This is a genomic window from Acetobacteraceae bacterium, from assembly GCA_004843165.1.
Taxonomy (GTDB): domain Bacteria; phylum Pseudomonadota; class Alphaproteobacteria; order Acetobacterales; family Acetobacteraceae.
This window is the reverse complement of sequence record CP039459.1, coordinates 249,740-276,377: the sequence shown is the minus strand read 5'-3', so window position 1 is coordinate 276,377 and position 26,638 is coordinate 249,740. Positions and strand designations below refer to the sequence as shown.

Genomic DNA, 26,638 nt, shown 5'->3' with positions numbered 1-26,638 from the left:
TTAAGGCCGATAAATTTTCAAAAAACTGTTGGCTGTCAGTTGCGCAATTTTTTTAATTGCTTCGGGGCTTTGGTCAACGGAAAGCCCAAAATGAATATGCAAGAGAATTTTTGTTTGGCACATGGCAATAAATTGCTCTGCGGCGAGGTTGCTATCGGCGAGTTTCAAACTGCCTTTGCTGGCATAGGATTCAAACCAGTTTGCCAAGTTTTCCAAGACGGTGCTAAAGCCGTAACGCCAAAAGGTTTCCGCCAAAGAAGGAAAATGGATGGCTTCGGCAACGATAATGCGAAACAGCCCAATAGAGACAGGGGTTGCAAAAATATTAATCAAAGTTTCTGCCGCATGTTCGAGCGCTTCTTGCGGTGGGAGTTCTTTGTCTTGGAAAACTGTGTCCAAATTTTGCAAATGCTGCTTACTGCTTACGCAGAAAAAGGCCGAAAACAATTCCTCTTTATCTGTGAAATGGTTATAAAGCGTCCCTTTGGACACGCCGGCTTTGCGGGCGATGACAGACATCGAAGCGCCACCATAACCTTTTTCCAGAAAAACAAGTCCGGCATCTTGGATAATTTGGTCTCTTTTAGCATTTTTCCGAGCTTCACGTCCGCTTTTAGGAAAAGTGTTGTCCATCGGAGAATTAGAGTAAAAAAGAGGTTTGGCATTCGACATGTAGGAATTTATTCCATGAAAATGGGGGATTTTCTAAAGGGGCAATTAAAGATTAAACTGACCGAACGGATCGGTCACGTTGTTTATAGCAAGGAAGTTTTTTGTGCAGAATAAGAAAAAACAGCACAGCAGCAAATTTCTACTTAAAAGAACACAAAAACTCTCTGCTGGTGCAAGCATGTTCATCATCGGGGGCTGTACGCTCATTGGCCCGCATTATAAACAACCGGTGCCTTATACGCCTCCGAAATATCATACAGATAATAATAACGGAAAATCACCAGCACCTTTTAGTCAGATTGTTGAAAAACCCGGAAATCCGAATTGGTGGGAGGAGTTTAATGATCCCGAATTAACCTCTTTGGAAGTCCGTATTTCCACGATGCATCTTCCGCTGCTTCAGATGGCGGCAAATATTTCCGCCAGTCGTTCTGAAATGATGCTGGCAGGGGCAGAACGTTTCCCAATGTTAGGGGTTCAGGGATCTTATAAGGCAACCCAGCCAAGCTCAAAAGAGTTGGGACAATATATTAATGCAGTTGGTAAAAATACATGGCCAGGCGTTATTTCCGACTTACCATCAGGTGCCCAACAGGCATTGCAACAGACCTCTCAGCAATTTGGTCTAGATCCTAATTCACTTTATAAAGACTACGCAAAAAATACAAAAGTGCCGCTCCTGAATATGTGGAGCTACGGTATTGATGCCACCTATGAGTTTGATTTTTGGGGGCGTTTGGCACGTCAATATAAGGCGGCACAAGCGCAAGCATCGGCAATTCAATGGCGTCAGCGTACGATCTTGATCGCTGCTCAGGCGGACATGGCGCAATATTACCTAAAATTGCGGGGCGATCAGTTGGCTCTGGCTGTCTTGAAAAAAAATTATGATACGTTGCAAATGATGATTAATCTGGCGGAGGAACGGCAGAATAGCGGTTTGGCTTCGGAATCAGAGGTGGATGCACTCAAGGCAAATGCCCATACGATCACTTTGCATCAGCATGATTTGGCCTTACGGACAAATAAAATGCAAAATGCGATTGCTTTGCTTTTAGGATTGCCCCCACATGCTTTGGATGCTGAATTAGGTTTTCATCCCGCTATTCCAAGCCTGCCGGCAGAAGTACCGGTCGGCATCCCAAGTGAGCTATGTCACCGCCGTCCCGATATTGGCGAGGCGGAGGATATGCTCAGAGCGTCCATCGAAGAGACAGGGATGGCTGAGGCGGACTTTTATCCGAAAGTTACGATTGATGCGTCTTTTGGGATGAGTACCTTGTCTTTTAATTCTTTGGCAAATTGGTCAGGAAGCACATGGAGCATCGGGCCAACCATCCAAATTCCGATTTTCCAAGGTGGGCGTTTATATGGGCAGTTACAGCTTAAAAAGGCACAGCAGCGTGCCGCCGCCATCAATTACCGCTCTGTTGTGATGAAAGCATGGCAGGAAGTAGATAATGCTTTTAAAGCCTATCGGGAGACACAGTTTCAAACCTCCGCCGCTTTGGCTTCTGCCGAAGAAAAGGGAAAACAGCGTGATTTGGCCGTTAATGCGTATGCCAATGGTTTGATTACCTATTTAGATGCGTTGAAAATGCAGGCGGATGCAGAAAATAATGAGCTTCAAGCTGTTAATACGTTGGATGCCTTAGCTGAAGGGATTGCAAAACTTTTCAATGCGCTTGGCGGTGGCTGGGAAGAAATTTTACCGAATAAAGGTGGTAAAAAAGAGATGCTCGGGGCGATGCGTGTTCAAGGAGCCTCTCTGACGGTTGCCGGGATGACAGATAACTCCCATCATAAGATTCGTCTCTATAAGGGGGGCAAACGTGTGCCGCCGCCTTGGTTTAAACCGCCATCTCCAGAGGAGATGGACAAGCTGGAGCGTCAAGGCAGTGAATTGGGAACAAGGCTTGGGCTTTATCCGGCGACACCGCCGACAGGAGAGCCTCCAAAATCAAATCCGCAGCAGGAGGAATTTTCAATCAAAAAATCCATTTCTGAAAGCGGTGGGGATATCCCTGATCCTGCGAGTTGTCTGGATGGAACTTGCGGAAAATAAAAGAAAGGCTAGGGGAGATTTTGTTTTTGATAATCTCCCCTTATATTTTAACCTTTTTTAAGGATTAAGGTCGGGTAAAGGATCTTTATTCTGTAGGTAGTGCGGTGCAAGGATGACGCACCAAGGGAAACGGGGATCAAGGCTTTTGCCTGTTTGGTCGGCAACAAAGCCACCACGATCAACGGGAACGTGGGTTAGCGCCACTTGATCCTCAACATTTCCGCCAATGGTTTCAATTTGCCTCCCGAAAGGACTGCCTAAAATTTTACCAGAGGTGACAATCGCACAATGGGCAGGAAAAAACGCCGCTGTTGGCAGACTAAAAAAATTAATATTTCGGGCAGAGCCTCTTCCGGTACAGAGAATATCTCCTTTTCGGGGTGCGTAAGTTGCCGGATTTTTTGCCCGTAATCCATGTGGCGCTATGGCTTTTGCCGCATTGATATAGGTGGCGTGGTTCGGCGCATAGACAAAATGGTTGCCAGCGCCTGCGACACGCATGACATAAGAAATGAAAGCGGCAGACCATGCATGCTGGCCGTCTTCCTTCGGTTTGAAGATTTCACCATTTTCAATGCTGAGACCTGTCCACCAGGCCTCTTTTCCGTAGAGAGGCTGGCCGATCCACCAATATTCGCCAATCCTCTGCCAGAGTCCGGCTTGGCGTTCGGGCTTATTGCGTGGGGGAAGATCGGAAATTTCTCTTGTTTGTCTGGGGTCAATATCAACAGTCACTTGTCCAAAAAGTCGCCATTCCCGCTGTGCAATCGCAACAACATCCTCTCGGTTAAAAGGGGTTATAGATCTTGCAGCATAAGCCGGAACACGAGGGTTATAGGCCGTTATCTCCTCATCCCCATTGGGATGGGTTTGGACAGATGTCGGTATTTCCGATTTAAAATGCGGATGCATACAGGCAGAAAGCGAAAAAAGGAGAGCTGAAATCAGCCCCCCTTTTAAAATCCATGTATGTTTTGAGTTTTTGAGATTTAAACGAAATTCAGACATGGATTTCCCCACCCAATTCTCCTGTTAGGCTTGACGTTCCGGTGGTGCCATAAAGGTAGGCTCTATCGGATCTGGTGTATTTCTTGCAAGAATATCGTTAATTTTTTGATAATCTTCTGACGTTAGAGACCAATCCAGTGCATCTCGAATATTCGTGACTTGTTCCGGTTTACGTGCCCCCCAAAGTGCAATTGTCGGCCCAAGATCCAGAACCCAGCGAATGGCAAGGGAAAGAAGAGATTTGCCTTTTTCATCCGCTAAAGTTTGAAGCTCTTTGATGGCTTTTAAATAATGTTCAAAGCGAGGTGCTTGAAATTTAGGATCTGATTTACGCAAATCATCCCCTGAAAAGACAGAATCTGCCGTAATTTTACCGCTAAGAAGACCGCGGCATAGCGGGCCATAAGCCAGCAAAGCCATGTCATTTTCTTTGACGAAAGGAAGTGTGTTTTTCTCAGTGGCCCGTTCAAAAATATTGAGCGGATCTTGAGAGGTGGAAAGCGGTGCTGCCTGCTGAAAGATTTTCATCTGCGCTGCGGAATAGTTGCTCACACCTAAGGATAAAATTTTGCCTTCTTGACGAAGTTTTGCGAGTTCTTCCGCTGTTTCTTCGATCGGGGTATTGTGATCCGGCCAATGGACTTGTGCAAGCGCAATGGTTTCAACACCAAGTCTTTTAAGAGAATCTTCAATGCCTTGACGAATGGTTGCCGGGCGAGAGTCACGATAGACTTTGCCATTATCCCAGCTTAATCCAACTTTGGTAGCGATGAAAGGCTTGTTACTGAGCATTGCAATCGCTTTGCCAACAACTTCCTCAGAATGACCAAAGCCGTAAACAGGGGCGGTATCAATGAGGTTAATACCGTTATTAACGGCATCATGAATGGTTTTAATCGCAAGATCATCGTCAGAGCCTCCCCACATCCATCCGCCAATGGCCCAAGTTCCTAGGGCGATGCGTAAAACAGAAGAAGGAAGTCCGCCAATTTGAATTTCATTATTTGTAAAGGCTTCGGCCATGGGAATAATCCTTTTTATGAAGAGCGTTTTATCGAGGGAATAAATTTTAAATCTTCCCTTAAAGGGTAACGCATTTCATAGGGATGCGTCCAATTTTTCTCTCTTATTTTGAAGTCTTTTTTTGATAGCAGCAGCAATTTTTTGATTTTTGGCAAATGGCTTGCGCACTCATGGCATCGGCGCCTTTTTCCAGAAGGGCTTGGCTGTCTGGTTCAAGATAGATATAGACTGAAATATAGCCCATTTCCGCTTTGAGGGCATTTTCAATGCGACTGCAAATATCATAAGCCTGCCAGACAGGCATTTCATCCGGCACGGCGAGATGAAATTCAGTGAAGAGATCTTTACCGGCACGCCGCATCCTTAAATCATGGGCTTTTGCTTGTCCGCAGGCATTTTTCAAAATGATTTTATTTATTTTTTCTTGCTCTTCTTCTGGAAGTGCCTGATCCATGAGGGGGTGGGTGGCGTGCCAAAACATTTTTCCGCCCATGATGAGGACATTGACCCCAATCAATAGGGAGAGAACAGCATCTAAACGATCCCAGCCTGTTAAGGGGATGAGCATCACGCCAATCACCAGACCAATACTTGCCCAAATATCGGAAATCATATGGTTCCCGGTAGAGAGCAGGGCGGGCGAATGATTTTTGCGACCCCAACGGACGAGAATCAGTCCCCAAATGAGATTAATAAGACCAGCACCACCATTGAGGGCCGCGCCAAGATGTGGCGTATCAAGCTTAATCGGGTGAAACCATTCAAAAAAGGCTAAGATTCCGATAATAATCCCTGTGATAAAAACAAGCAGAGATTCAATAATGGCAAAAATCGCCTCGGCTTTGGCATGGCCATAAGGGTGATTTTCATCTGGCGGAAGGGCAGCTAATTTTACAGCCCAGATTGCCCCGATAGCGGCGGCGACATTCGCCAAGGTTTCCAGCGCATCTGAAAAAAGCGCCGTGGATCCTGTAAAGAACCAGGCACTTGTTTTGATTAGCAAGACCAGAAGACTGACAGGCAGACAAATCATTGCAAATTTAATGGCTTGTCCGCTTTGTGCGTCATAATCTGTCGGTGTCTGGGAATGCGGCATTTCAGAGAGATCGCTTAGCAGGCATGGGGGGCAGATTCGATCTGGAAAGTTGCGTGAGTGATTTTATAGCGTGCTTTTAAAATTTCTCCGGCCTGTAGGCGAAGCTGATCACTTTTGGCGAGATCATTAATCACTAAATGAACGGTTAAGGCTGTTTCTGTTGTGCTGATTGGCCAAATATGGAGATGGTGAATATCTATAATGCCAGAAAGGCTTTTGAGGGTTTCTGGAATCTCACTGGGATTGATATTCGTGGGGGCAGCATCCAAGGCTAAATTGATGGATTCAGAGAGCATTCGCCAGCTTGCCAGAATAATCATAATTGAAATAATGAGGGAAGTGAGAGGATCGAGGAAGAAAAAGCCTGTCCAAGCCACAAGCAGTCCACTGATAACAACACCAATGGCGAGCACAGCATCGGAAGCCATATGCAAAAAGGCCCCTCGCATATTGAGGTCATCTTTAGACCCCTTCATCAAGAGCAAGGCCGCAATCCCATTGACAAAAATACCGCCTGCCGCAACAGCACTCGCAGAAAGCCCCTGAACGGCAACAGGATGCAAAAGACAGATAATGCTTTCCCAGATGATTCCACCTGTTACCACTAAAAGGAGACCCGCATTGGCTACAGAGGCTAAAATCGTTGCCCGTTTCATCCCATAGCTGAAACGTTCTGTTGGTTTGCGTTTGGAAAGAGCATGACCGAGCCAAGCAGCTGCTAAAGCTAAAATATCGGAAAAATTGTGACACGCATCGGCGAGAAGCGCCAAAGCATTTGTTTTAATTCCCCATAAAACCTCAAAAGCGACATATAAGAGATTAAGAAGCATTGCTAAGCCGATGGCCTTGCCAAACTGACTTGGTACATGGTGGTGATGCCCATGCCCATGCCCATGCCCATGCCCATGCCCATGCCCATGCCCATGCCCATGATCGTGCGTGTGTGAATGGGGGGAATCATGATGGTCATGATGATGGTTGTGCTGTTTTTTCTGCTCTGAACTACCGGAGCAATGGGAAGGATCGCAGGAAAAAAATGTCATAAATAAGGCCGTTGCGCGTTAAGCAGAAAGCAGGGGTGAGGCAGGCTTTCATTTGAAAAATTTTAGCACTCACACGTGCATTAAGGGAATGATTATAGCGTAAAAAAAGAAAGCATAAAATTTTCAGTATATATCAAAAGAGGTACATGGTGGACGTGCCGCATCCAGCCAGCCTTGAAGCTGATAAGAGGCCGCCATTTTATCGACGACAGCGCTACGTTTTTTGCGGCTAATATCCACCTCTTCAATTAAAAAGCGATTAACAACGGAAGAGGAAAAACGTTCATCCCAAAAGGTAATGGGGAGATTTAACGCATCGGCAATCATATGTCCCCAATCTCTTGCAGATTGCGCAGAACTGCCTTCGCTGCCATTCATTTCAAGCGGAAGACCAACTAAAATAGCGCAAATCTCTTCGCCCTTAATTATTTTTTGAATTTCTGGAAGCATCTCCTTGAGGCGACCACGCTTGATGGTGCCCGCAGGGCTGGCAATACTGCGTCCAAGGTCGGAAAGCGCAATCCCAATCCGTACTTTACCGGGATCTATCCCAAGTATTCTGCCTTGTTTGGGTAAAAGTTTTGAGAATTCCTGAGGAGGTAAATTGCAATTTTTGGAATTGGATGTCATCGTTTTGTAAAAAATAGGGATAAAATTAAGATATAACAGGTAAAGTTATAACTTGATATGTTATTAGGGTAGGATGACAAAAATACCTAGTGCATAGAGCTAAAACCTATGCAAGTTAGTTTATAAGAAATTTTTAGGAGATATGTCGTTTATGTCTTTCGATATCACGACCATCACGCGTGTGGCAAAGCTTGCGCATATACGTTTAAAACCTGCTGAACAGGAAAATCTTGGGCGGGATATCAGTAATATTTTGACATGGGTTAATCAGCTGTCTGAAGTTGATGTCGAAGGGGTTGCGCCAATGACAAATGCAGGTGTCGGACAAGACCGCCTGCGTGAAGACAAAGTGACGGATGGAAACTGCGTTAAAGACGTTCTCAGCAATGCACCAGATGCTGCTGGGCCTTATTTTACCGTTCCGAAAGTAGTAGAATGACCGATACAAAAAATAATCTCTTTGATTTATCCTTAGCAGAGGCACGGGATGCGCTTACCGCACGAAAAATCTCTGCTGTAGAGCTCACAGATTCTTATATCAGTGCCATTGAAGATCTCAATCCACGCCTCAATGCTTATTTGGCAACCAATTTTGAGGAGGCACGCCAAGTAGCAAAGCAGTCCGATGAGATTCTTGCCAAAGGCGAGGGGAAGGCTTTAACCGGTATTCCGCTCGGTATTAAGGATCTTTTTGTGACAAAAAATCTCAAGACAACGGCAGGAAGTTTGATGCTTGAGAATTTTGTGCCACCTTATGAAAGCACTGTTTCCGCTAAATTACGTCAAGATGGTGCTGTGGTGCTGGGTAAACTCAACATGGATGAGTTTGCGATGGGATCAGGCAATTTAACTTCTGCTTTTGGCGGGGTTGAAAATCCGTGGAAACGTAAAGATTCCGATGCCAAATTGGTACCGGGTGGGTCTTCTGGCGGTTCCTCAGCAGCAATTGCCGCCGGGCTTGCACTTGGTGCAACCGGGAGTGATACCGGTGGCTCAATCCGTCAGCCATCTGCTTTCTGTGGTATTGCAGGGATTAAACCAACTTACGGACGTTGCTCACGTTTTGGAATGGTTGCTTTTTCAAGCTCTCTAGATCAGGCAGGGCCTATGGCACGTAATCTTCGTGATTGTGCCATCATGCTTAAATCCATGTCAGGACATGATCCAAAGGATTCCACAAGCTCTGTTCAATCCGTACCCGATTTTGAAGCGGCTCTAAAAAGAGGTGTGAAAGGGCTTAAAGTGGGTATTCCGAAAGAATATCGCCATAAAGACCTACCAAAAGAGATGCTGGCACAATGGGATCTAGGGGCACAGCAGCTTAAAGATGCCGGCGCTGAAATCGTGGAAGTTTCGCTTCCTCATACAGATTACGGATTGCCAACTTATTATATTGTCGCCTTAGCAGAGGCCTCCTCAAATCTTTCCAGATATGATGGTGTTCGCTACGGTAAGCGTGTTTCCGGCCATAGCCTTGATGAACTCTATGAAGAAACCAGAGATGCTGGTTTTGGGGAAGAGGTTAAACGCCGTATTCTCTTAGGGACTTATGTGCTTTCTGCAGAGCAATATGATGCCTATTATTTGCAGGCGCAAAAAGTCCGCAGCCGAATTCGTGAAGATTTCGTCAATGTCTTTAAAAAAGTTGATGTTTTATTGGCGCCAACAGCGCCAAGCGGTGCCTTTGCTTGGGATCAAGAGCCGGCAGATCCAATTCAGCGCTATCTCAACGACATCTTTACGGTTCCTGCAAGTTTAGCAGGTGTTCCCGCACTTTCCTTGCCTTCCGGTTTTGACCATCTGGGTGTTCCATTGGGACTTCAGCTAATTGGTAATTTCTTTGATGAGGAAAGCATTCTAGCCGCTGGCGGCGCTCTCGAAAGTGCTATCGGCTTTAACAAGCGTCCAACGCTTTGGGCTGGCAATAGAAAAATGGGAGCTTCAGCATGAGTGAGTGGATTTTAAAAGGACAAACAGGGGATTGGGAAATCGTTGTTGGGCTTGAAGTCCATGCCCAGATCGTCAGTAAATCAAAGCTATTTTCTGGGGCTTCTGCCACTTATGGTGCCGCACCCAATGAAAATGTCAGCCTGGTTGATGCTGCCTTTCCGGGGGTTCTGCCTGTCTTAAACGAAGAGTGCGTTGCGCAAGCTGTGCGTACAGGATTGGCTTTGAAGGCGGAAATTAACAAATTCAGTCAGTTCGACCGCAAGAATTATTTTTACGCTGACTTGCCGCAGGGCTATCAGATTTCTCAATTCTTCCATCCTATCGTTGGGAAGGGCATGCTCACCGTTGAAATGTCAGACGGTACAGAAAGAGAAATTGGGATTACCCGTCTGCATCTGGAACAGGATGCCGGGAAATCTTTACATGACCAAGATCCGACAAAATCTTATATTGATTTAAATCGTGCCGGTGTTGGTCTTATGGAAATTGTGAGTGAGCCGGACATTCGCTCTCCTGAAGCGGCAGGGGCATATGTGCGTAAACTTAGACAGATTTTACGTTACACAGGTTCCTGTGATGGCAATATGGAAGAGGGCTCCATGCGTGCAGACGTGAACGTCTCTGTTCGTCCTGTCGGCGAAAAAGGCTATCGGACACGTTGCGAAATTAAAAACGTCAACTCTATTCGTTTTGTGATGCAGGCGGTTGAGGTCGAGGCGAAACGTCAGGTTGAGGCTTGGGAAGCAGGAAAAACTGTGGATCAGGAAACAAGATTGTTTGATTCGGCTAAAGGGGAAACACGTTCCCTGAGAACAAAGGAAAATGCGCAAGATTACCGTTATTTCCCAGATCCTGATTTGCTGCCTGTTCGCATTTCAGATGAATATATCGAGAAATTGCGCCAGGGCTTGCCGGAACTTCCGGATGAAAAGCGTGCCCGTCTTGAAAAAGATTACGGTATTAATGCTTATGAATCCGGTATTTTGACAATGGAATCAGGGACAGCAGATTTCTATGAAGCCGTTGCAAAAGGTAGAGATCCTCGCTTGGCCGTGAACTGGGTGCTGGGTGATTTCTTTGCTGGCTTGAACCGTACCGGTAAAAGCCTTGAAAACAGTCCGGTTTCAGCAGGGGCGCTCAATAAGCTCTTGGGCTTGATCGAGGATAAAACCATTAACGGCAAGATTGCGAAAGAAGTCCTTGAGGATATGATTGAAACAGGCGAAGACCCTGAAAAAATCATTGATAAAAAGGGCTTGCGTCAGGTCACGGACACAGGTGCGATTCTTAAAGAATGTGAAGCTGTCGTTGCCGAGAACGAAGATAAAGTAGCGGAATATAAATCCGGTAAGGATCGCCTATTCGGATTCTTTGTCGGACAGGTGATGAAACGGATGCGTGGTAAAGCAAATCCGGCTGTTGTGAACGAGGAACTGCATAAAATTTTAGATAAATAAATTTTTTTAGCATTTTCTTTTAAAGAAAGCGGAGGAATGATTTGACGCCTCCGCTTTTTACCCTTAAAACCAGTGACAACAGCGAATGCAGAGAATCTTAAAAATGATTCTCCTGTAAAAAAGAATATGGAGGGGTGGCCGAGAGGCTGAAGGCGCCGGTTTGCTAAACCGGTATAGGGGAAACTCTATCGTGGGTTCGAATCCCATCCCCTCCGCCATATTCTTACTGTATCCCCATTTCCCAAAAATATAAAAATTTTAATTACAGAAGATGATTCTTTGTCGGATTTTGTACGATCAAGTTTCTAAAACTGTACTTAAAAAATGAGGCATTAAAATCATGAGTGAATACACGATCCTACATGACACAGATTATGAAGACCTGAGCGATACCGTCAATCAATGTATGGCAGACGGCTTCCGTCCGCACGGCTCTTTGGTTGTTGTCATGGATAAACAGGGCACCCCCCATTTCCACCAGCCAATGGTGAAATACACCGAAGACGAATAAGAAATAAAATTTTCTTATGCTAGAAAGAAGGCTCATTCTCCAAAAGAGAGAGCCTTTTTCTATAATTTAGTCCATAAAAATTACATTTTACTGAAATAATTTTTAGAAATGAGATTTTTGGCTTTATGTTGTAAATTATTCTGCTTTACTTATGACTACAAGAGATCAGTTGTTTATAAATGCACTAATAATTTCGAGGTAAAAAATGACCAGCAAAAAAGAAAATTCTTTTCTAATTAAAGAATTTGAAATCCAAAATTTGTTTGGTTCTCATTCATTAAAGCTTAGTATGAAAAGAGGCTTAACTGCATTTATTGCTGAGAATGGGGTAGGAAAAACAACGGCATTAATTGCTTTGCATGGCTTGTTAACGCAAAATTTAGATCTTTTACGAGGCATCCCAGCAGAAAAACTTACTTTAACTTTGTCAAAAGGAGATGCTTTTATTTATCCGTTACTGACTTCATCTGAATGGCAAGTTCTTCAAGAAATTCAAGGGATATTTAAATGTACTTTTTGTGAGGCAAAAGATCTTTTACTGGACTTTTTAAAAGGTGAAAGAGAGGCCGTTGAAATTATTCAACGTTTTAGGCGACGTAAGAGAAGTTGGGAGCTGCCATTAAGAGAAATACGTACATACCTAAAGAATTCTGTTATTGCTAGAATTTCAGAAGTTAAAAACACAAGACGTTCTTTAAAAGAGCAACAGCAAAAGACTTTGTATGATTTAAATGAAAAACTAGAAGGGTGGGACGTTCTGTTTTTTCCAACTTTTCGCTGCATTGAGGCGGGGAAGCATGGGGGGGAAGGGATAGATTTTGGAGAGATCTTGGATGAAGAGGAGGAATGGGGCAATGAGATTGAATGTAAATATAATCGTGAATTACGGAATTTAACGCATTACTCTTTGGAAGGTATTAAAGACGACTTAAAACAACTTAACTCGAGAGTTGTTAGACTAACTAATTCTGCCTATAGAGATGCGACAGAAAAATTAGTAGGTTATGTTTTCTTGGATAAACGAAAAGCTACGTGTCTTAAAAATAATTCAGCGCATCCTACTAAAAAAATTAAGAATGTTTTGAGCATATTAGGTCTTTTTGACGAAGAAGATTTGAATTCTATTATTAAAAACCTGTCTGTTTCGTCAGGAAAAACAGAGGGAAATGATACCAAAAAAGAGCTAGTGGATTTTTTTATTTCAAGTCTATTTGAGGGATTGGGTGTGATAGATAACATTCAAGAGCGTTTGCGCGGTTTTTGTACAACCTTAAATGAGTATTTTGATGGTAAAGAATTATACTTAGATTCAAGAACACTAGAGGTAACACTACAGTCGAGAAATAAAAGAGTACTTGATTGGGAGAGTTTGTCTTCAGGAGAAAAGCAAATTACAGGAATTTTAGGAAAACTCTGGTCAAGAAATTCCTATCAAAGGAGGAGTGTTTTGTTACCTAGATTGCTACAAGAAGAGGAATCAAGAACAAATAAAAACTTAATAGTTTTAGTTGATGAGCCCGAATTATCATTAGGGATTAAGTGGCAGAACCGTTTTCTTCAGGATATTATGAAGGCTCCAAACTGTCAGCAATTGATTGTAACGACACATTCGCCCTCTATTGTTAAAAATTTAGGGCCGAATGAGACGCAACCTGTAAGATCTCCAAGAGTTTAAAAATGACACGAGATGAAAAAAGAAAGCTTGATGACTTCAAAGCAGAGGGTGCCTTCTATTCTCCTGCAGTTTTAAAAACAAATTTTCGTACTCGACAGAGTATTCTTAGCTTGAAGGTAGAGTGCGGTAAGAATGTTCCTATTCTTTTTATAGAAGGGCCGGACGATATTGCTGTTTATGAAGATTTTATAAGTAAGTTACAAAAGAGGAAATTTGAGTTTTACATATGTGGAAACAAGAAGACTGTAATTGAATTGTACGAATTCTTTAGGGAAGAAGACTTTATTGGCGCTATTGTTGATCGAGACTATCACGAGAAAAAAGATCTTCCTGATGATCCAACTTTTTATATTTTGCCTTATTATAGCATTGAAAATCTTGGAGCAAATGTAGAGCTTATTGATAAATATATGTGTAAAGCTACACACTCTATTTACACTGATGTTGAGAAAAAAAATGCTGAACATCAGGCTCTATCACCTATAATACGAAAAAATATAATAAACTTGTATAATCAAGGGCTAGAACTTTTTAGGGAAGAATATCATAAGGTTCATTTACTTGGATATTATTATAGGAAAGATCCAATATATAAGAAAAAAGACGTCAATCTTCCCAGCGAGATGAAGAATATTAATAAATTAGGCATTGTTGATAAAAAACTAGTTTTTCAGAAAAAAGAAGTTTCTGATTTTTTTGTTATCCCTGATAATCAGCAATTCGAGCTTAAAATAGATGAAGACTTGAAATCTGCTGAGGAGAACTACTCAGAAGAGTTTAATCGCCTAGACTATAAAAGAGACTGGAGAGGTAAGATCATTTTTCACTTCGCTCAAGAATTTATTAAGTATATGAGGTGTTGTAAAAAAGATGGAAACTATCCTTTTTCTAACTCAGGAAAATTAAAGATACTGGAACTGACCTTGGCAACAGCTTCGCCTTATATGCCAATACCAGAGGGTTTCACCGACTTTTGTAATGCTGTTCTTAGTAAGTGCAAGGCTGTGTAATTCCAATATCAATATCTCCCTTGTTCCTATCCAGTTTCTATGATTAAACTGGTGGATAAAAAAATCTCCAAAAATGGTGCTTTGTCGCTTGTTGGATCCTTTCGTCCTCCATACTTTTGTCGCTAGGGGTTTTTCATCTTTCTAAAGCGATTACAGGGGAGAGGGCAGAATTTGTCAAAGTGACGCCTGTTATATGGCAGGAGATACAGACTCCACGGCAGGTTTACGGGGATTTATTTCACGATATTCAGGTTAATTAGATTTATCCTGGCTAAAAGGATTTTCTGGATGCAGAGTCGAACGAAGATCCACAAAAAATTCTTAGCCTTTATCATTAGTAGAAAAATAACCCCCATTTTTTTCTGAAAAATTTTACATATCAGCATTTTAAGCACGCTACGATACATCGGGCGCATCCGCCAAAAGGCCAGCCTTTGGACGAATCCATTTTTGCGTCAGCCTGTTTATACGAAAAAGGGGAGTTCGCCTCTTTATGCCTAATCCCTATGTGGTGCCGGGAGGACGTTTTCTTGAGGGCTATTATTGGAACATTCATTTTATCATGCTGGCCTTACGTCTTTCCGATCAGGGGAAGCTCGCCGATGGGATGTTAGATAATTTCGTTTATCAAATTGAGACTTATGGCTATATTCCAAATGCTAAACACTCTTATTATCTTTTTATCTTTCACGTTCCTAAACATCATTTTTTGCTTTGATTCTGAAATAGGCACAGCGCTCAAAAGGCGATCGCATTTATACAAAATATCTGCCAACGCTTAAAAAATATGCTTATTGGATGTCTCATGGGGCGGAGAATTTAAAGAATGTGCAGGCCAGCCGTTACGTTGTGTGGATGAAAGATGGCTCGCTTTTAAATCGTTACTGGGACGAGCGTAGCGAACAGCATGAGGAATCCTATTTGCAGGGTCTCAATATGGCGAGGAAAATACCAGATCGACCTGCGTAGGATGTTGGGCGTAATTTTTAATCGCATCTCTAAAAAGAAATTCTCATCTTTTTTCAGAATCGTTTGAAAAAATGGGGGATTATGCTTCTTTTTAGAAGCTTCTTGCCTTTATTTGAAAAGAGACTAAAATGGTCTTATTTTAGATAAGTATATCTCATTTCTTTATTTTTTAAGTGATTGTGTAAGCAAGTGACAGATTTTGACACCTTTGGCTTTGCAGTGCCTCTTCGCCAAGCGATTGAAGCCACTGGATACAAAACCCCAACCCCCATCCAAGAACAGGCTATTCCAAAAATTTTAGAAGGGCGTGATGTTTTGGGGCTTGCCCAGACAGGCACAGGAAAGACAGCCTCTTTTGGCTTGCCAATCCTGCAATTTATTGTGCAAAAACCAACCGCCTATAAGGCTTGGGGTTTTCGGGCACTGATTTTGGCACCAACCCGTGAGTTGGCCTCTCAGATTGCCGATAATATCGGGGATTTTTCCCGTTTTATTAAGGGTTTCCGTATTGCGACCGTTTTTGGTGGTGTCGGACAGGGCCGTCAGGTTGATAATTTGCGTAAGGGCGTTGATGTGCTGGTCGCAACGACAGGTCGTCTGCTTGATCTTGCAAATCAAGGCTATGTTGATTTTTCTGCAACGGAATTTCTGGTTCTTGATGAGGCAGACCGAATGCTAGATATGGGCTTTATTCACGATATTCGTAATATTGCTGCAAAATTGCCGAATAAATGCCAGACAATGCTCTTTTCTGCGACTTTCCCAGATAATATTCGCTCTCTTTCAAATACGCTTCTTTCTGATCCTGTTCAAGTTCAGGTTGTTCCACAACAGACCTCAATTGAGCGTATTGAGCAGAAAATTCTTTTTTTAGAGGAGAAGGATAAGAAAGAAGCTCTTCTTTATCTTTTGAAAAAAGAAAATAAAAAACCGCGCTGTGTTGTCGTCTTTACGTTAATGAAGCATGAAGCGAACAAAATTGCTGCTTTTTTACAGGAAAATGGTATTGAGGCTGCGGCACTTCATGGAAATAAATCTCAATCTGCAAGGGAAAAAGCCATGAGCGGTTTCCGCTCTGGAAATGTTGAGGTGCTGGTTGCTACCGATATTGCGGCACGTGGGATTGACGTTGAGGATGTTTCCTTAGTTGTTAATTATGACTTGCCAAATATTCCGGAATCTTATGTTCATCGGATTGGACGTGGGGGACGTGCCGGCCGTCATGGCTCTGCTTATTCCTTCTGCACACCAGAACAGCGTGCATGGCTTAAAAATATTGAAAAGACGGTTAAGTTGGAAATTCCTGTCGATCTTGAGCAGCCTTTCCATTCCGAGGCGGCGCAGTGGTCAACAATGTCAGCTCCTGTACTTGGGAAAAAACGTGGCGGCAGCGGTGGACGTCGTGGCTCGAATACAGGAAATCGAAAATCTTTTTCCTCTAAAAAGCCAACACGTGCGAAACAATCTCGTTCACGCACTTGATTTAAGGGCGTGAGGAAAGGGTGCGTTACGATTGATCCAAACAATCTCCTGTCACCTTATGGTAAAATTTCCTAAGGTACGTTATTCCCTTATGATAGATTAAGGGAATAACAATATGAATTTTGGAGAGCTGATCGGAATTTGTTTGACCATTGGCGGTGCAGTTTTTGCGCTCAGCCAATTGGTTGATGAGCAATATCCCTTTGCAGGGGGTATTGCTGCCGTTGGCTTGATGCTGTCGGGTTTGGTGCTGTATTATTTTTCGCTCAAAGCCCACGAGCATGCCTTAGCGCTCGCTTTCCATTTTCTGCGCGTCTCTTTTGTCTGAAATGCGCAATATTATTTCAAAATAATTCTCTATTTTAAAAATCCTTCGATAAGAAAAGATTCATTATGAGTATTTTAAACGTTACTAATCTCAGCCTTCGTATGGGAAATCGTAATTTACTCGATAATGCATCGGTGACGATTGATGCCGGGCATAAGATTGGCCTTGTGGGTAAAAATGGTGCTGGAAAATCAACTTTTCTCAACGTGATCTCAGGGGATATTTCCCCGGATGGCGGCTCGGTCACGCTTGCAAACCGTGTCAGCATGGGGCGGGTGAAACAGGAAACCCCTTCAGGCCCGACAAGTGTTTTAGATATCGTATTGGAGGCGGATACGGAACGTGCGAGCCTTTTAGAAGAGATGCAGATCTTAGAGCAAAAAGACCCTTCTTCTGTGCGTCTTGCCGATATTCATGAGCGTTTAAATGCGATTGATGCTTATTCCGCTCCGGCACGAGCGGCGATTATTCTTTCCGGTTTAGGTTTTGATGAGCAGGCACAAGCCCGTCCGATTTCTGATTTTTCAGGTGGCTGGCGGATGCGTGTCAGCCTCGCAGGTGTTCTTTTTACAGAACCTGATTTTCTTTTACTGGATGAGCCGACAAACCATTTAGATATGGAAGCCGCTTTGTGGCTTGAATCTTGGCTAAAGAAATATTCAGGGACGGTTTTACTTGTCAGCCATGACCGTGATTTCTTAGATAATGTCACAGATTCCATTTTGCATTTAGACAAGGGAAAGCTTTCCTTAACCCCGGGCGGTTTTAGCCGTTTTCTCAGAATTAAAACAGAACAAGCTCTCCAGCAAAATAGAGCCGCTGAACGTGTCGCAAAACAGCGTCAGCACATGGAAGCATTTGTTGCACGTTTTCGTGCAAAAGCCACGAAGGCACGTCAGGCGCAATCCCGTTTGAAAGCTTTAGCACGCTTGCCGGAAATTGATTCGGTGATTGAGGAAACCCCTGTCCAATTTGATTTTCCTTCTCCGGGGGAAGTACCGCCGCCAATGCTCAAATTAGAAGAGGTGACCATTGGCTATGGCGATAAACCTATTTTAAGCAATCTCTCTATGCGGATTGATATGGGGGATCGTATCGCCCTTTTAGGACGGAATGGGGAAGGAAAATCCACTTTTGCAAAATTGCTGGCAGGAGATTTGAAACCGCTGTCAGGGGTGATGGATCATTCTTCCCGATTAGAAGTCGGATATTTTGCCCAGCATCAGCAAGAGGCGTTGATTTTAAAAGATACGCCTTTGGACCATATGTTAAGGGTTCTTGAAGATGCAAATATCACAACGGCAAGGGCACAATTAGCCCGTTTTGGACTTGATGTGCATCGGGCGGATACGCAGGTCGGTCAACTTTCTGGCGGCGAGAAGGCACGCCTTCTCTTAGCATTGGCCACACGGAATGCGCCGCATCTTTTAATCTTGGATGAGCCGACAAACCATTTAGATATTGATGCCAGAGATAGTCTTATCCGTGCCTTGATGGCGTTTGAAGGCACTGTCTTATTGATTAGCCATGATAGCTATCTGGTCGAGGCCGTGGCCGATCAAATTCTTGTTGCAGCAAACGGCACTGTGAGCGAATTTGACGGAACAATGGAGGAATATCGCCGTTCTTTGGAGCAGGCCAGTATTTCTAAAAAAAAAGAAAAAGAAGAGGTTCCTGAAACCAAGCAGGAAAAAATTACCCAAGCCAGAGAGGTGAGGGAGAATCGCAAGGAGCTGACACGCTTGCTTGCGCCGCTTAAAAAAGAAATCCGCTCTATTGAAGCGATGCTGGATAAATTGCGTCAGGATCAAAAAAGAATCGAAACGAAATTGGCAGATCCTGCGCTTTATGATTCGGGGAATACGTCCAAAATGGCCACCTTCAATACAGAACTTGCGGCTGTGAATAAACAAATCGAATCTTTAGAAGAAAAATGGCTCTTTAAGCAGGAAGAACTCGAAGGCAAAACAGCCGAAATTCCCTAAAAGTTAGGGGCATAGTTATGATGGATAAGTTCATAGATTCTATAAAACAGTTTTTATCGAGTCCTTTAACTTTGGCATCTATAAGCTTGGTGGCTTCATTCATTGGGCTCTTTGCGCCCACAGATACGCTGTATTACAGTATTATTTCAAAAGGAATTTTAGGAATTTGTGCTGTTTTAACTATGGGCTGCGCTTGGGCAAGCAATTCTCTTAAGAGTGAATTCTTAGAAGAAAAATTTAAGCGGCATTTACTTTCTCCAGAGAGATGGAAAAGTTCAAATGACGTAAATAAAAACGTTGACTATTATGATCCAGATTCGGATTTCTCTATTTGTTATGATTCAAATGCACAAGTTGTTGATCCAGAGTTTGATTTAGAGTGGGTACGTGGAGAATTTGGCTACCATTACCCTATAAATGGTGGCGCTTCTTGGGTCGCTTTAATGCATAAAAATTATATTATTGATACTTTTGCTTATATTGTTTTTGATGGATCTAAAAAAAGCTGTATTGCTCCTGATTATGCATTAATGAAGGGGGGTGGGCGTATCTACTTTTATGTTGAAAATAGTTTAGGTTATTTACTTCATAAATATTATGTAAAAAAGCAGGAGAGGGATTACTCAAAGAATCTTATGGTTTGCTCTGATTTTTCGGAAACAGACTTTAGGAAGTTTGATATTCCAGTTTTTTTGAATGACAAAGAAAAGCTGAAGTTTCTTAAAAAATATCCGTGCAATTTTGAAAATTTTGAATTTTTAGTAGCGACAGGAAGTAGAAAAAAACAAAATGAACTTTTTTACGAAAATATAAAAAGATTTCAGAAATTCATAAAAAAATATAGAAAAAGGTAGCTTAGATGCGGCCTTTTGTTATTTTAGCATTCTACCGATGGCTGTAGTTAAAATATTTGCAGAGGCGGTTTGTATTTTAGGCGAATCAAATCACAGGATGATTCGATCTAGCAAAAAATATGTTTTAAGATTTCTAACTTTTGAGGAATGCTCCACAAAAGGAAGCAAAATGGCGGAGAGGGCGGGATTCGAACCCGCGGTACGCATAACGCACACACGCTTTCCAAGCGTGCGCCTTAAGCCGCTCGGCCACCTCTCCGTTTCTGTGTTTATACCCATATCACTCTGCTTTTATGGTGGGCAAGAGAAAAGTTTGTGTTAGATAGAATAAAATTGAATTTTTTCTGTTTTCGGCGCATTTTTGACCGAAATAAATAGAATATGAGGCGTTTTTCATCAAAATGCCTTTAGTGTATGAGGATCGAGGAGCTATGAAAAACTCAAAACAGAAGATGAAACGCTTTACAGCGAATCTTCTTGGTGCATCAGCGCTATTTTTAACAGGCACGGGGGCGGCCTATGCATTACCAGCTTCCTTAGATGCACATACAGCCTTGGCGACGAATAGTTTTACGTTAAAAAGTAAATCAGGAGAGGTTTATTCACAGGCTGCGGATGTTCCTGTAAATTTCGAGGCCTATACAGAAGCCCTCGCAGGAAATCAGCATACTGCAGAAAAACTGCTTAAAAAGTTAAAGAAAAAAGTCTCTATTGCGAACGCTAAAATTGAGACACGTCTTGGCGGAAAGCATATCGTGCTACGTTCTAAGGCCTGCCATTATAATTTGCGTTTGACAGGCACGAAAGTAACGGAAAAAGGCCTGGTTTCCACTTATCAAATCGCAAAAAACCTTCCTAAAAAATGCGGGGCGGATTCGCCGATCCGTGCCACAGAGACGATTACCCTCAAAGCACGTTTAATCAACACCTCAAAAGGAATCTATCAGCTTCCCGTGCAGGCGGATGGCAGTGCCGTTTCCGCTGTTTTGGCAACATTAGCGCCGAGTGATGGTAATGATGCAGGGCTTTTTGGATATAACTATTTTATTAAATATGCGAATGGTAGCTCTTTAAATTGGAGCTCTGCCGGCGTGATGAGCAATAAGCTCGCACTGGGAAAATCACATACAACCGTTTCTTATTTGATTGCAGAAGCTGTCGGGCAGGGGGCGTTGAATCTTTCTCAGGCCAATATTCATTTGGGTTCCCCTTCGCTTGAAGCGCCAACACTTAAAGTCATGGCACCAAAACCATGTAATTATCAAATGTTTTTAGATAAGCCGTCTGTACACCATAAGAAAAATTCTCTGAGCGTTGATTTTGAAGCGCCAAGGCTTTCTGCCTCATGTCTTAAAGGAAAAAATCCTTTGTCTGTTACCATGACAATCGAGCCTTTAAATATTGATCCGGATGGCACAAATAAAATGGTTGTCGAAAAACGGGATGTGAAATAATTCTCCCTGAGAAAAGGAGGCTCTTGCTTTTCTGTTTGGTATCGGAAGGAAGAGTCTCTTTTGAGAAGCTTGTATAGAGGGGTAAATACGGTGTTAAAAAAAGATTTTAAGAAGTTTGCTCTTTGTCTTTCAGCTGTTTTTCTCTTTTCAACAGATTTCCTTTTGCCGGTTTCTGCTGAGATGGCGGGCGTAGGCGCTGCACCTAAAGAGCAATCTTTGGAACATCCTCAAGATGAGATTAATGTCCACGCAGAGCGCAATGATAAAAACTGTCCGATTACCATTCATCAGGGGAAGATTTTAGGAGCTTCTCATGGCACACATACAAAATATCTTCCTTCTGTGAATATTCCTTATCGGGAAAATTTTACATTTTTTTCTGTTGCTGATGGTGAAAAGACATATCTTGTCCGTCGGCAGGGCAGTTTGCATGTTAAAGATTTCGTGGGTGTGATTGTTTCTGCCCCTTGCCGAGAGAGCGTTGCAGAAGTGGTAAAAATTGGAGAACTTTCCTCTGCAAACACAGATTAAGGTGCCGTAAGAAGAGAGGAATGGCATAAAATGCTCTCTCGGGCAGATATATCAGTTCTTAATTTTATGTAGATTTTTCTTCAGCGCTCAATTTATCATTATTATCGGAAGATTTGATGTCTTCTTCTGAGAATGGGAGGGCAGAGACGATGCTGTTTTGCATTTGATGCTGTTGTGTATAAGCGCTCATAGCTATTTTTGCCTCTGAGGGTGTCAACAGCATTTCATAGGGGCAGTTGGAGAGTTCAGGGACATTGATAAGTTCAAAAGAGAGATTATAGCCAACATTCCCACGGAAATAGGCTGTAACTGTTTTCCCTGGCTTGAGGTCAAAAGTCTTTCCTTCTTGTTTTTGGCATGCGCTTTTTGTGTTTTCTATTTTTCTGTTTTTGATGAGTTTGCCGCTGATAGGATGATCTTTCGGGGAGGAAAGGCCAATAATTTCCCCTGTTACGAGCGTATTGGAAGGTCTTGAAGCCACGTAACGGACGATATAAGAGGCCAGGCCAATAAAAAGCAAAGCGATAAAAATACCGCCAACAATCCAAATCCCATCCTGTAAGGTTTCTTTTTCATATTGATTTTTACGAAGTGCCGCCTCTGTAGAAGGGGCTGGCGGGTAGGAAGCAGATTGAGAATTTGTTGCCATTGCTTTGCGTCATTCTAAAAAAGAGACGATAAAAATGAGAGATAGAATCTTTTCTATGTCCATCATCGGAAATAAGAAATATATTCTATAACATAGATTGATATATAATTTCTCTATGAGAGTGTATGGCTACTTTATGCTTTTATAAAGAGATAAATATAACCCCTTTTATTCTCTTAAGCTTAGGATTCATGACTTCTTTACATTCTTCTCCCTTGCATAAAACTATTTTTTTTGATTTTGACGGTACCTTATCCAGAGGGGATAGCGGTTGGCGTTTTCTTTTGTTTTGCCTGCGTCTGAGAAATATTCCACGTATTCTTTTATGCCTTTTATGGGTATTAAAAGAATTTTTTTTAGGAAAAATGGATAAAAATAAATTTAAAGAATGCTGTTTTGGCAGTGTCTTTAAAGGGCGCTCTTTAAAGGAGATTTTTTATCTTGGAGAGCGTTTTGTGGAGAATCGCCTTCAGGGGAATGTTTTGCTTGTTGAAACAATGCAGCGCTTGGAAAAGCATAAGGCTCAAGGGGATCGTTGTATTCTTGTGAGCGCAAGTCTTGGAGAATATTTACAGTTCTGGGCGGCTAAAAATGGTTTTGAAACCGTCATAGCAACCCGTTTAGAAGTTGGGTTGGATGGACGTGCCACAGGAAGGTTCAAAGGTAAAAACTGCTATGGATCTCAAAAAGTGGTACGTATTTTAAATTATCTTAAAGAAGAGAAATTTCCTAAAAATTCAGTGGCTTACGGCAACAGCAAAGGGGATTTTGAAATGTTGCAGGCGACTTTGGAACAAGATGGAAAGAGTTGGTTTGTTTTGCCAAATGGTAAAGTTCAGTCTTGGAAAGAGCTTTCAAGAAAAAATTTGAAGGGATAAAAGGCGATGAGACAGGTAAAATTTTTAAAGAAAATGACCATTTTAGGCGTGTCTTCTCTTTTGTTGGCAGGATGTTTCCATCATAAAGAAGTAGATCCAAATTTAGTGGATATGAAAAAACCAAGTAAGGCACATCTTGAAGCGTTAAAAGAAAGTGGTGCATTACCACCACCGCCAGAATTACCCTCTCCACAAAGCTATAATTCAAAAAGTCAGTGGGCGCAGGGGAGCTATGCTGGAAGTGGAGAAGTATCGGGGCAAGCACAAAATTCAGGAAATGCCCAGTATAATCCACCACCAGCTGCTTTAGAGCAGGGAAATACGCCTGGAGATACAGAAGACGGTAACGATGTCGATAATATGTAATTCTCTTTAAAATGAGATCCGTTATAGATTTTTAGAAAAAGGGTGAAGTAAGAGCGATGTATCATATTCCTGACCAATCAGGCCGCCGTTTTGTGATTACGGGCGCAAATAGCGGCACGGGTAAAGAGGCAACAAGACGTTTGGCTGAGGCCGGTGCAGAAATTATTATGGCGGTTCGCAATCTTACCTTTGGTGAGATTGCAAAAGAGGACATTTTGCGCCAATTTCCTAGGGCGAAGCTTGAGGTCAGGCATATTGATCTTGCGGATTTAAAAACAGTTGAGAGTTTTTCAGAAAATTTAAAGTCTGATGGTAGGGGCTTAGATGTTCTTATCAATAATGCTGCGGTTATGAGTCCGCCTAAGCGCTACACGACCAAAGATAATTTTGAATTGCAATTTGGCACGAATTATTTAGGTCCTTTTGCGTTGACCAATCATCTTGTGCCGCTTTTACTAAAATCTTCAAAATCTCCCCGTGTTACGACAATGGCGAGTTGTGCTGCGATTATTGGTTTTTTGCTTGGTATGTCTGATTTACAGTCAGAGAAACTTTATTTACCGTTTTTGGCTTATGCACGTTCCAAACTTGCAGACCTTCATATGGCCAATCAGCTTGCAAAAATTTCGGCAGAAAAAGGCTGGAATCTGCTTTCCAATGCCGCACATCCGGGATGTACAAGAACACGCTTGATGATTACAGGCCCTAATATGGGGACGAATAAAACAACACCGTCATGGGTATTTAAATTTATTCCGGCAATGAATCCGGATAAAGGGGCATTGCCATTGATTCAGGCTGCAACGGATCCTAATGCACGTCCAGGAAGTTACTATGGGCCACGCTGGCTGCTTATCGGTAAAAATGGTCGTGTTAAAAAACCAGAATCCTACCGTTGGACAGATGGTGAGAAATTGTGGAAAAAAGCAGAGAAATTAACAGGCGTTTCCTTCGCTGACGAATTATTATAATTGTACGAAGAGCTCCCAATGAAAAATCTATTAAAAACGACACTTGCTTTATCTGCCCTTTTTTCTTTGGGTGGGTGCAGTAGTATGATTCATAATTATTTTGCGGATAATATGGTGGCGTTTTTGCATGGGCAAGGGAGTGATTCTGATGCAACAGCTTGGAAGGATCAGGGAGTGCCTTATGATGAATATTGCTATTATAAGGAGCATCATTTAGCGGTAACGGATTATATGGATCTACTCGATAGCGGTTTGAAAGACGATCAGATTCATCAATGGTGCGATCATCATTATTCTCCAGATCTTATGCGTCAGTTTTCTGATACGGGTATCCATACACCACATGAGCTTAAAATATGGATTGAGAAATTAGGCCTGCCGCAATCTGCTTTTGTTGGTGCGGCTTCATCTGTGGATCGTGAAGTTCAAGTGTTAAATGCGCCGGATGTTTCCGCCATTAAAATATTGATGCGGGCGGTTAATTCAAGAGATGTTTCTGCTGAAGATATAAGAGAGGTTAATTTAGCCTATCCTTCTGAATGGCGTGAGACAGATAAAACCATTGGGACAGCCAGTTTAATGGTTGAAAAAGGGTTAGATGTTTCCGAGGCACGCACTAAATATACCGATGAGACAGAACGTAAAAAATGGGAAGAGGAAGAGGAAGAGTGGGGAAAGGCAACTTTGCAGAAATGTCATGGTGTTCCGACAATTCTTGCTGAAAAAAATCTTGAAGACCCCTTAGCCCTTGTGGGGCATTGTTATGTCTTTCCGCCAGTTCTGCCAGAAAGATGGGGAATGTCTTTAAAAGAGATTAATCCACGAGAAGCGATTTTAGTGCCAAAGAAATTTATGCGTCCGGAAACCTCGCCAATCTTTTTGCATGGTAATGTTAATTTGGAATATTATCGTACGACACTGGTTTTTGGTGAAAAGCCAAAACTATATGAAAATAGCAGTGGCTTGCGGCGGGTTGGCGCAAATTTTGAAGTTATGGCGCATTATTAAGTCTTATGATCTCTTTATTTTCCCAACGGAATGCGCCTTAGTATGAAGAAATTTTTTTCCTCTTTTTTCTGTTCACTGGTTTTTAGTACTGCGTTGTCTTTCTCGCTGAATGGAACGGCGTGCGCAGCATCTCTCGCAGAATCAGGTTGGGATGAGGCCGGAAAATTTGGAGTGGATGAGGCCAAAGAGACTTTTGAAAAAACGTATGGAGAGCATAAAACGACAGGACAGGTCGGTTTTAATGAAGAAGAAGCCGCAGAAGAGGCTGGGATTGCACCTGGAAAAAATAAATTACCTTGGGAAGAAGCCGAAAGTGAGTCTGAAGAAGAGAATGAGAATAATCCAGAGTTGGAGAAAAAAGCTCTTTCAGATGGATATGGCTTAGGGACTGTTCCTGCTTTTGGGGTGGCGGATATCGCTTTGAAAGGAAATTCAGGGGTAGAAAGGCTTCGGAAATTAAGATTAAAAGAAGAGCAGCATAAAGAAGAGGAAGAACGTTTAAAGGAGAAATCAGCAAAGATTGATTATGATCCGATGGCGCAGCGTTTGACATCGGAGGAAAAGGCTGAGTTTCTAGCGCTAACACGGAAAATGAATGCGCAAATTCTTGAACAATGCAAAAAAGACGGCAGGTCACCGGCACGGTGCGTACTTTTTACAACCACGCCCCCCAAAGATGTCATGCGCCATTTGATGAAAATGCCCTTAAAAGAGCTGTTTGCTTGGTCTTTGCAGGCACGTGAAAATTTTGATCCTTTTAAAAATGCTGCTGGTTCTATTCTTTTAAGCGCTGCTGGAACGGAATTACAGGAAAGAGGCTGGTGCTGGGAGGCAGATTATTCCCCACAAAAAGAACATCGTTTTGTCCGTTGTGACGCAGAAGATTTAGAATCTAATTCATTAGGACATTAATAAATTTTAATAGTGTGATTACTTTGAATTTTTCTAGTTAATTTATAATAAAAAAATATTTTGTAAGTAAGAAAATATTTTTTGTAAGTATTTTGTAAGTAATATTATGTT

The 26,638-nt window shown here is 42.5% G+C and carries 27 protein-coding genes and 2 tRNA genes; 21 read left to right on the top strand and 8 right to left on the bottom strand.

Translation table 11 applies throughout. The annotated features are described in order from the left end of the window. Positions 1 to 672: a TetR/AcrR family transcriptional regulator gene (locus FAI41_01370; protein QCE32343.1), complete on the bottom strand. Its 672-nt coding sequence runs from the start codon at positions 670 to 672 to the stop codon at positions 1 to 3. A 103-nt stretch (positions 673 to 775) separates the two neighbouring features. On the opposite strand from FAI41_01370, the gene FAI41_01365 reads away from it, so the two are divergent. Beyond that, complete coding sequence (locus FAI41_01365; GenBank protein ID QCE32342.1) at positions 776 to 2,737, top strand: TolC family protein; 1,962 nt, start codon at positions 776 to 778, stop codon at positions 2,735 to 2,737. Between the two features lie 57 nt (positions 2,738 to 2,794). Here FAI41_01365 and FAI41_01360 read toward each other — a convergent pair whose 3' ends face one another. From FAI41_01360 to ruvX, 5 genes are all read right to left on the bottom strand, one after another. Then, positions 2,795 to 3,745 (bottom strand): DUF2272 domain-containing protein, encoded by a 951-nt coding sequence (locus tag FAI41_01360; protein QCE32341.1) that lies wholly within the window; start codon positions 3,743 to 3,745, stop codon positions 2,795 to 2,797. A gap of 24 nt (positions 3,746 to 3,769) precedes the next feature. Beyond that, a complete protein-coding gene (locus FAI41_01355; protein ID QCE32340.1) occupies positions 3,770 to 4,768 on the bottom strand; it encodes an aldo/keto reductase in 999 nt (332 codons plus the stop codon). 103 nt (positions 4,769 to 4,871) lie between these two features. Beyond that, entirely contained in the window at positions 4,872 to 5,864 is a 993-nt protein-coding gene (locus tag FAI41_01350) for a cation transporter (protein ID QCE32339.1), read from the bottom strand. A gap of 14 nt (positions 5,865 to 5,878) precedes the next feature. Continuing rightward, on the bottom strand, positions 5,879 to 6,907 hold the full coding sequence (locus FAI41_01345) for a cation transporter (GenBank protein QCE32338.1): 1,029 nt from the start codon (positions 6,905 to 6,907) through the stop codon (positions 5,879 to 5,881). 123 nt (positions 6,908 to 7,030) lie between these two features. Continuing rightward, on the bottom strand, positions 7,031 to 7,537 hold the full coding sequence (ruvX, locus tag FAI41_01340; GenBank protein ID QCE32337.1) for a Holliday junction resolvase RuvX: 507 nt from the start codon (positions 7,535 to 7,537) through the stop codon (positions 7,031 to 7,033). 151 nt (positions 7,538 to 7,688) lie between these two features. Between ruvX and gatC the strand changes: the two genes are divergently transcribed. The 13 genes from gatC to FAI41_01275 all read left to right on the top strand — a co-directional run bounded on the left by gatC (position 7,689) and on the right by FAI41_01275 (position 19,758). After that, positions 7,689 to 7,976, top strand: coding sequence for an Asp-tRNA(Asn)/Glu-tRNA(Gln) amidotransferase subunit GatC (gene gatC, locus FAI41_01335; protein QCE32336.1), 288 nt, complete (start codon positions 7,689 to 7,691; stop codon positions 7,974 to 7,976). Continuing rightward, positions 7,973 to 9,487, top strand: coding sequence for an Asp-tRNA(Asn)/Glu-tRNA(Gln) amidotransferase subunit GatA (gatA, locus tag FAI41_01330; protein QCE32335.1), 1,515 nt, complete (start codon positions 7,973 to 7,975; stop codon positions 9,485 to 9,487). Before gatC ends, gatA begins: the two co-directional genes overlap by 4 nt. Beyond that, the gene (gatB, locus tag FAI41_01325; GenBank protein ID QCE32334.1) at positions 9,484 to 10,944 is read left to right on the top strand and encodes an Asp-tRNA(Asn)/Glu-tRNA(Gln) amidotransferase subunit GatB; all 1,461 of its coding nucleotides are present in this window, start codon (positions 9,484 to 9,486) and stop codon (positions 10,942 to 10,944) included. Before gatA ends, gatB begins: the two co-directional genes overlap by 4 nt. Before the next feature lie 128 nt (positions 10,945 to 11,072). Beyond that, positions 11,073 to 11,162 (top strand) — tRNA-Ser (locus FAI41_01320). Positions 11,163 to 11,284: 122 nt separating this feature from the next. Continuing rightward, positions 11,285 to 11,455, top strand: coding sequence for a DUF1737 domain-containing protein (locus tag FAI41_01315; GenBank protein ID QCE32333.1), 171 nt, complete (start codon positions 11,285 to 11,287; stop codon positions 11,453 to 11,455). A gap of 205 nt (positions 11,456 to 11,660) precedes the next feature. Next, on the top strand, positions 11,661 to 13,130 hold the full coding sequence (locus FAI41_01310) for a hypothetical protein (protein ID QCE32332.1): 1,470 nt from the start codon (positions 11,661 to 11,663) through the stop codon (positions 13,128 to 13,130). 2 nt (positions 13,131 to 13,132) lie between these two features. After that, positions 13,133 to 14,140, top strand: coding sequence for a DUF4435 domain-containing protein (locus FAI41_01305; GenBank protein ID QCE32331.1), 1,008 nt, complete (start codon positions 13,133 to 13,135; stop codon positions 14,138 to 14,140). Between the two features lie 493 nt (positions 14,141 to 14,633). Continuing rightward, positions 14,634 to 14,858 carry a hypothetical protein gene (locus tag FAI41_01300; protein ID QCE32330.1) on the top strand — a complete coding sequence of 75 codons (225 nt, stop codon included), beginning with the start codon at positions 14,634 to 14,636 and terminating at the stop codon, positions 14,856 to 14,858. Between the two features lie 35 nt (positions 14,859 to 14,893). Continuing rightward, the gene (locus FAI41_01295) at positions 14,894 to 15,109 is read left to right on the top strand and encodes a hypothetical protein (protein ID QCE32329.1); all 216 of its coding nucleotides are present in this window, start codon (positions 14,894 to 14,896) and stop codon (positions 15,107 to 15,109) included. A gap of 189 nt (positions 15,110 to 15,298) precedes the next feature. Further along, complete coding sequence (locus FAI41_01290) at positions 15,299 to 16,591, top strand: DEAD/DEAH box helicase (protein ID QCE32328.1); 1,293 nt, start codon at positions 15,299 to 15,301, stop codon at positions 16,589 to 16,591. 115 nt (positions 16,592 to 16,706) lie between these two features. After that, positions 16,707 to 16,919, top strand: a complete 213-nt coding sequence (locus FAI41_01285; GenBank protein QCE32327.1) for a hypothetical protein — start codon at positions 16,707 to 16,709, stop codon at positions 16,917 to 16,919. Between the two features lie 65 nt (positions 16,920 to 16,984). Next, the gene (locus tag FAI41_01280; protein ID QCE32326.1) at positions 16,985 to 18,904 is read left to right on the top strand and encodes an ABC-F family ATP-binding cassette domain-containing protein; all 1,920 of its coding nucleotides are present in this window, start codon (positions 16,985 to 16,987) and stop codon (positions 18,902 to 18,904) included. 17 nt (positions 18,905 to 18,921) lie between these two features. Next, positions 18,922 to 19,758 (top strand): hypothetical protein, encoded by an 837-nt coding sequence (locus FAI41_01275; protein ID QCE32325.1) that lies wholly within the window; start codon positions 18,922 to 18,924, stop codon positions 19,756 to 19,758. Between the two features lie 170 nt (positions 19,759 to 19,928). Here FAI41_01275 and FAI41_01270 read toward each other — a convergent pair. Next, positions 19,929 to 20,017 (bottom strand) — tRNA-Ser (locus FAI41_01270). Between the two features lie 172 nt (positions 20,018 to 20,189). Here FAI41_01270 and FAI41_01265 point away from each other — a divergent pair. Next, the gene (locus FAI41_01265; protein QCE32324.1) at positions 20,190 to 21,212 is read left to right on the top strand and encodes a hypothetical protein; all 1,023 of its coding nucleotides are present in this window, start codon (positions 20,190 to 20,192) and stop codon (positions 21,210 to 21,212) included. A 90-nt stretch (positions 21,213 to 21,302) separates the two neighbouring features. Further along, positions 21,303 to 21,743 (top strand): hypothetical protein, encoded by a 441-nt coding sequence (locus FAI41_01260; GenBank protein ID QCE32323.1) that lies wholly within the window; start codon positions 21,303 to 21,305, stop codon positions 21,741 to 21,743. Positions 21,744 to 21,807: 64 nt separating this feature from the next. Here the strand turns inward: FAI41_01260 and FAI41_01255 are convergent, their stop codons facing one another. After that, a complete protein-coding gene (locus FAI41_01255; GenBank protein QCE32322.1) occupies positions 21,808 to 22,392 on the bottom strand; it encodes a hypothetical protein in 585 nt (194 codons plus the stop codon). 125 nt (positions 22,393 to 22,517) lie between these two features. Here FAI41_01255 and FAI41_01250 point away from each other — a divergent pair, with 125 nt between their 5' ends. Genes FAI41_01250 through FAI41_01230 form a run of 5 tightly spaced genes read left to right on the top strand, consistent with a single transcriptional unit; the run spans position 22,518 to position 26,527 of the window. After that, on the top strand, positions 22,518 to 23,270 hold the full coding sequence (locus FAI41_01250) for an HAD-IB family hydrolase (GenBank protein ID QCE32321.1): 753 nt from the start codon (positions 22,518 to 22,520) through the stop codon (positions 23,268 to 23,270). Positions 23,271 to 23,276: 6 nt separating this feature from the next. Continuing rightward, complete coding sequence (locus tag FAI41_01245; protein QCE32320.1) at positions 23,277 to 23,636, top strand: hypothetical protein; 360 nt, start codon at positions 23,277 to 23,279, stop codon at positions 23,634 to 23,636. A gap of 56 nt (positions 23,637 to 23,692) precedes the next feature. Next, a complete protein-coding gene (locus FAI41_01240; GenBank protein ID QCE32319.1) occupies positions 23,693 to 24,607 on the top strand; it encodes an SDR family NAD(P)-dependent oxidoreductase in 915 nt (304 codons plus the stop codon). An 18-nt stretch (positions 24,608 to 24,625) separates the two neighbouring features. After that, entirely contained in the window at positions 24,626 to 25,615 is a 990-nt protein-coding gene (locus FAI41_01235) for a hypothetical protein (protein ID QCE32318.1), read from the top strand. Between the two features lie 42 nt (positions 25,616 to 25,657). Next, positions 25,658 to 26,527: a hypothetical protein gene (locus FAI41_01230; GenBank protein ID QCE32317.1), complete on the top strand. Its 870-nt coding sequence runs from the start codon at positions 25,658 to 25,660 to the stop codon at positions 26,525 to 26,527. Positions 26,528 to 26,638 lie beyond the last annotated feature (111 nt).

Bases quoted from the DNA above. Each gene is read 5' to 3' on its own strand.
- FAI41_01370 (QCE32343.1), bottom strand. From the start codon at position 672: ATGTCGAATGCCAAACCTCTTTTTTACTCTAATTCTCCGATGGACAAC.
- FAI41_01360 (QCE32341.1), bottom strand. From the start codon at position 3,745: ATGTCTGAATTTCGTTTAAATCTCAAAAACTCAAAACATACATGGATT.
- FAI41_01355 (QCE32340.1), bottom strand. From the start codon at position 4,768: ATGGCCGAAGCCTTTACAAATAATGAAATTCAAATTGGCGGACTTCCT.
- FAI41_01350 (QCE32339.1), bottom strand. From the start codon at position 5,864: ATGCCGCATTCCCAGACACCGACAGATTATGACGCACAAAGCGGACAA.
- FAI41_01345 (QCE32338.1), bottom strand. From the start codon at position 6,907: ATGACATTTTTTTCCTGCGATCCTTCCCATTGCTCCGGTAGTTCAGAG.
- ruvX (QCE32337.1), bottom strand. From the start codon at position 7,537: ATGACATCCAATTCCAAAAATTGCAATTTACCTCCTCAGGAATTCTCA.
- gatC (QCE32336.1), top strand. From the start codon at position 7,689: ATGTCTTTCGATATCACGACCATCACGCGTGTGGCAAAGCTTGCGCAT.
- gatA (QCE32335.1), top strand. From the start codon at position 7,973: ATGACCGATACAAAAAATAATCTCTTTGATTTATCCTTAGCAGAGGCA.
- gatB (QCE32334.1), top strand. From the start codon at position 9,484: ATGAGTGAGTGGATTTTAAAAGGACAAACAGGGGATTGGGAAATCGTT.
- FAI41_01315 (QCE32333.1), top strand. From the start codon at position 11,285: ATGAGTGAATACACGATCCTACATGACACAGATTATGAAGACCTGAGC.
- FAI41_01310 (QCE32332.1), top strand. From the start codon at position 11,661: ATGACCAGCAAAAAAGAAAATTCTTTTCTAATTAAAGAATTTGAAATC.
- FAI41_01305 (QCE32331.1), top strand. From the start codon at position 13,133: ATGACACGAGATGAAAAAAGAAAGCTTGATGACTTCAAAGCAGAGGGT.
- FAI41_01300 (QCE32330.1), top strand. From the start codon at position 14,634: ATGCCTAATCCCTATGTGGTGCCGGGAGGACGTTTTCTTGAGGGCTAT.
- FAI41_01285 (QCE32327.1), top strand. From the start codon at position 16,707: ATGAATTTTGGAGAGCTGATCGGAATTTGTTTGACCATTGGCGGTGCA.
- FAI41_01280 (QCE32326.1), top strand. From the start codon at position 16,985: ATGAGTATTTTAAACGTTACTAATCTCAGCCTTCGTATGGGAAATCGT.
- FAI41_01275 (QCE32325.1), top strand. From the start codon at position 18,922: ATGATGGATAAGTTCATAGATTCTATAAAACAGTTTTTATCGAGTCCT.
- FAI41_01265 (QCE32324.1), top strand. From the start codon at position 20,190: ATGAAAAACTCAAAACAGAAGATGAAACGCTTTACAGCGAATCTTCTT.
- FAI41_01255 (QCE32322.1), bottom strand. From the start codon at position 22,392: ATGGCAACAAATTCTCAATCTGCTTCCTACCCGCCAGCCCCTTCTACA.
- FAI41_01250 (QCE32321.1), top strand. From the start codon at position 22,518: ATGGCTACTTTATGCTTTTATAAAGAGATAAATATAACCCCTTTTATT.
- FAI41_01245 (QCE32320.1), top strand. From the start codon at position 23,277: ATGAGACAGGTAAAATTTTTAAAGAAAATGACCATTTTAGGCGTGTCT.
- FAI41_01240 (QCE32319.1), top strand. From the start codon at position 23,693: ATGTATCATATTCCTGACCAATCAGGCCGCCGTTTTGTGATTACGGGC.
- FAI41_01235 (QCE32318.1), top strand. From the start codon at position 24,626: ATGAAAAATCTATTAAAAACGACACTTGCTTTATCTGCCCTTTTTTCT.
- FAI41_01230 (QCE32317.1), top strand. From the start codon at position 25,658: ATGAAGAAATTTTTTTCCTCTTTTTTCTGTTCACTGGTTTTTAGTACT.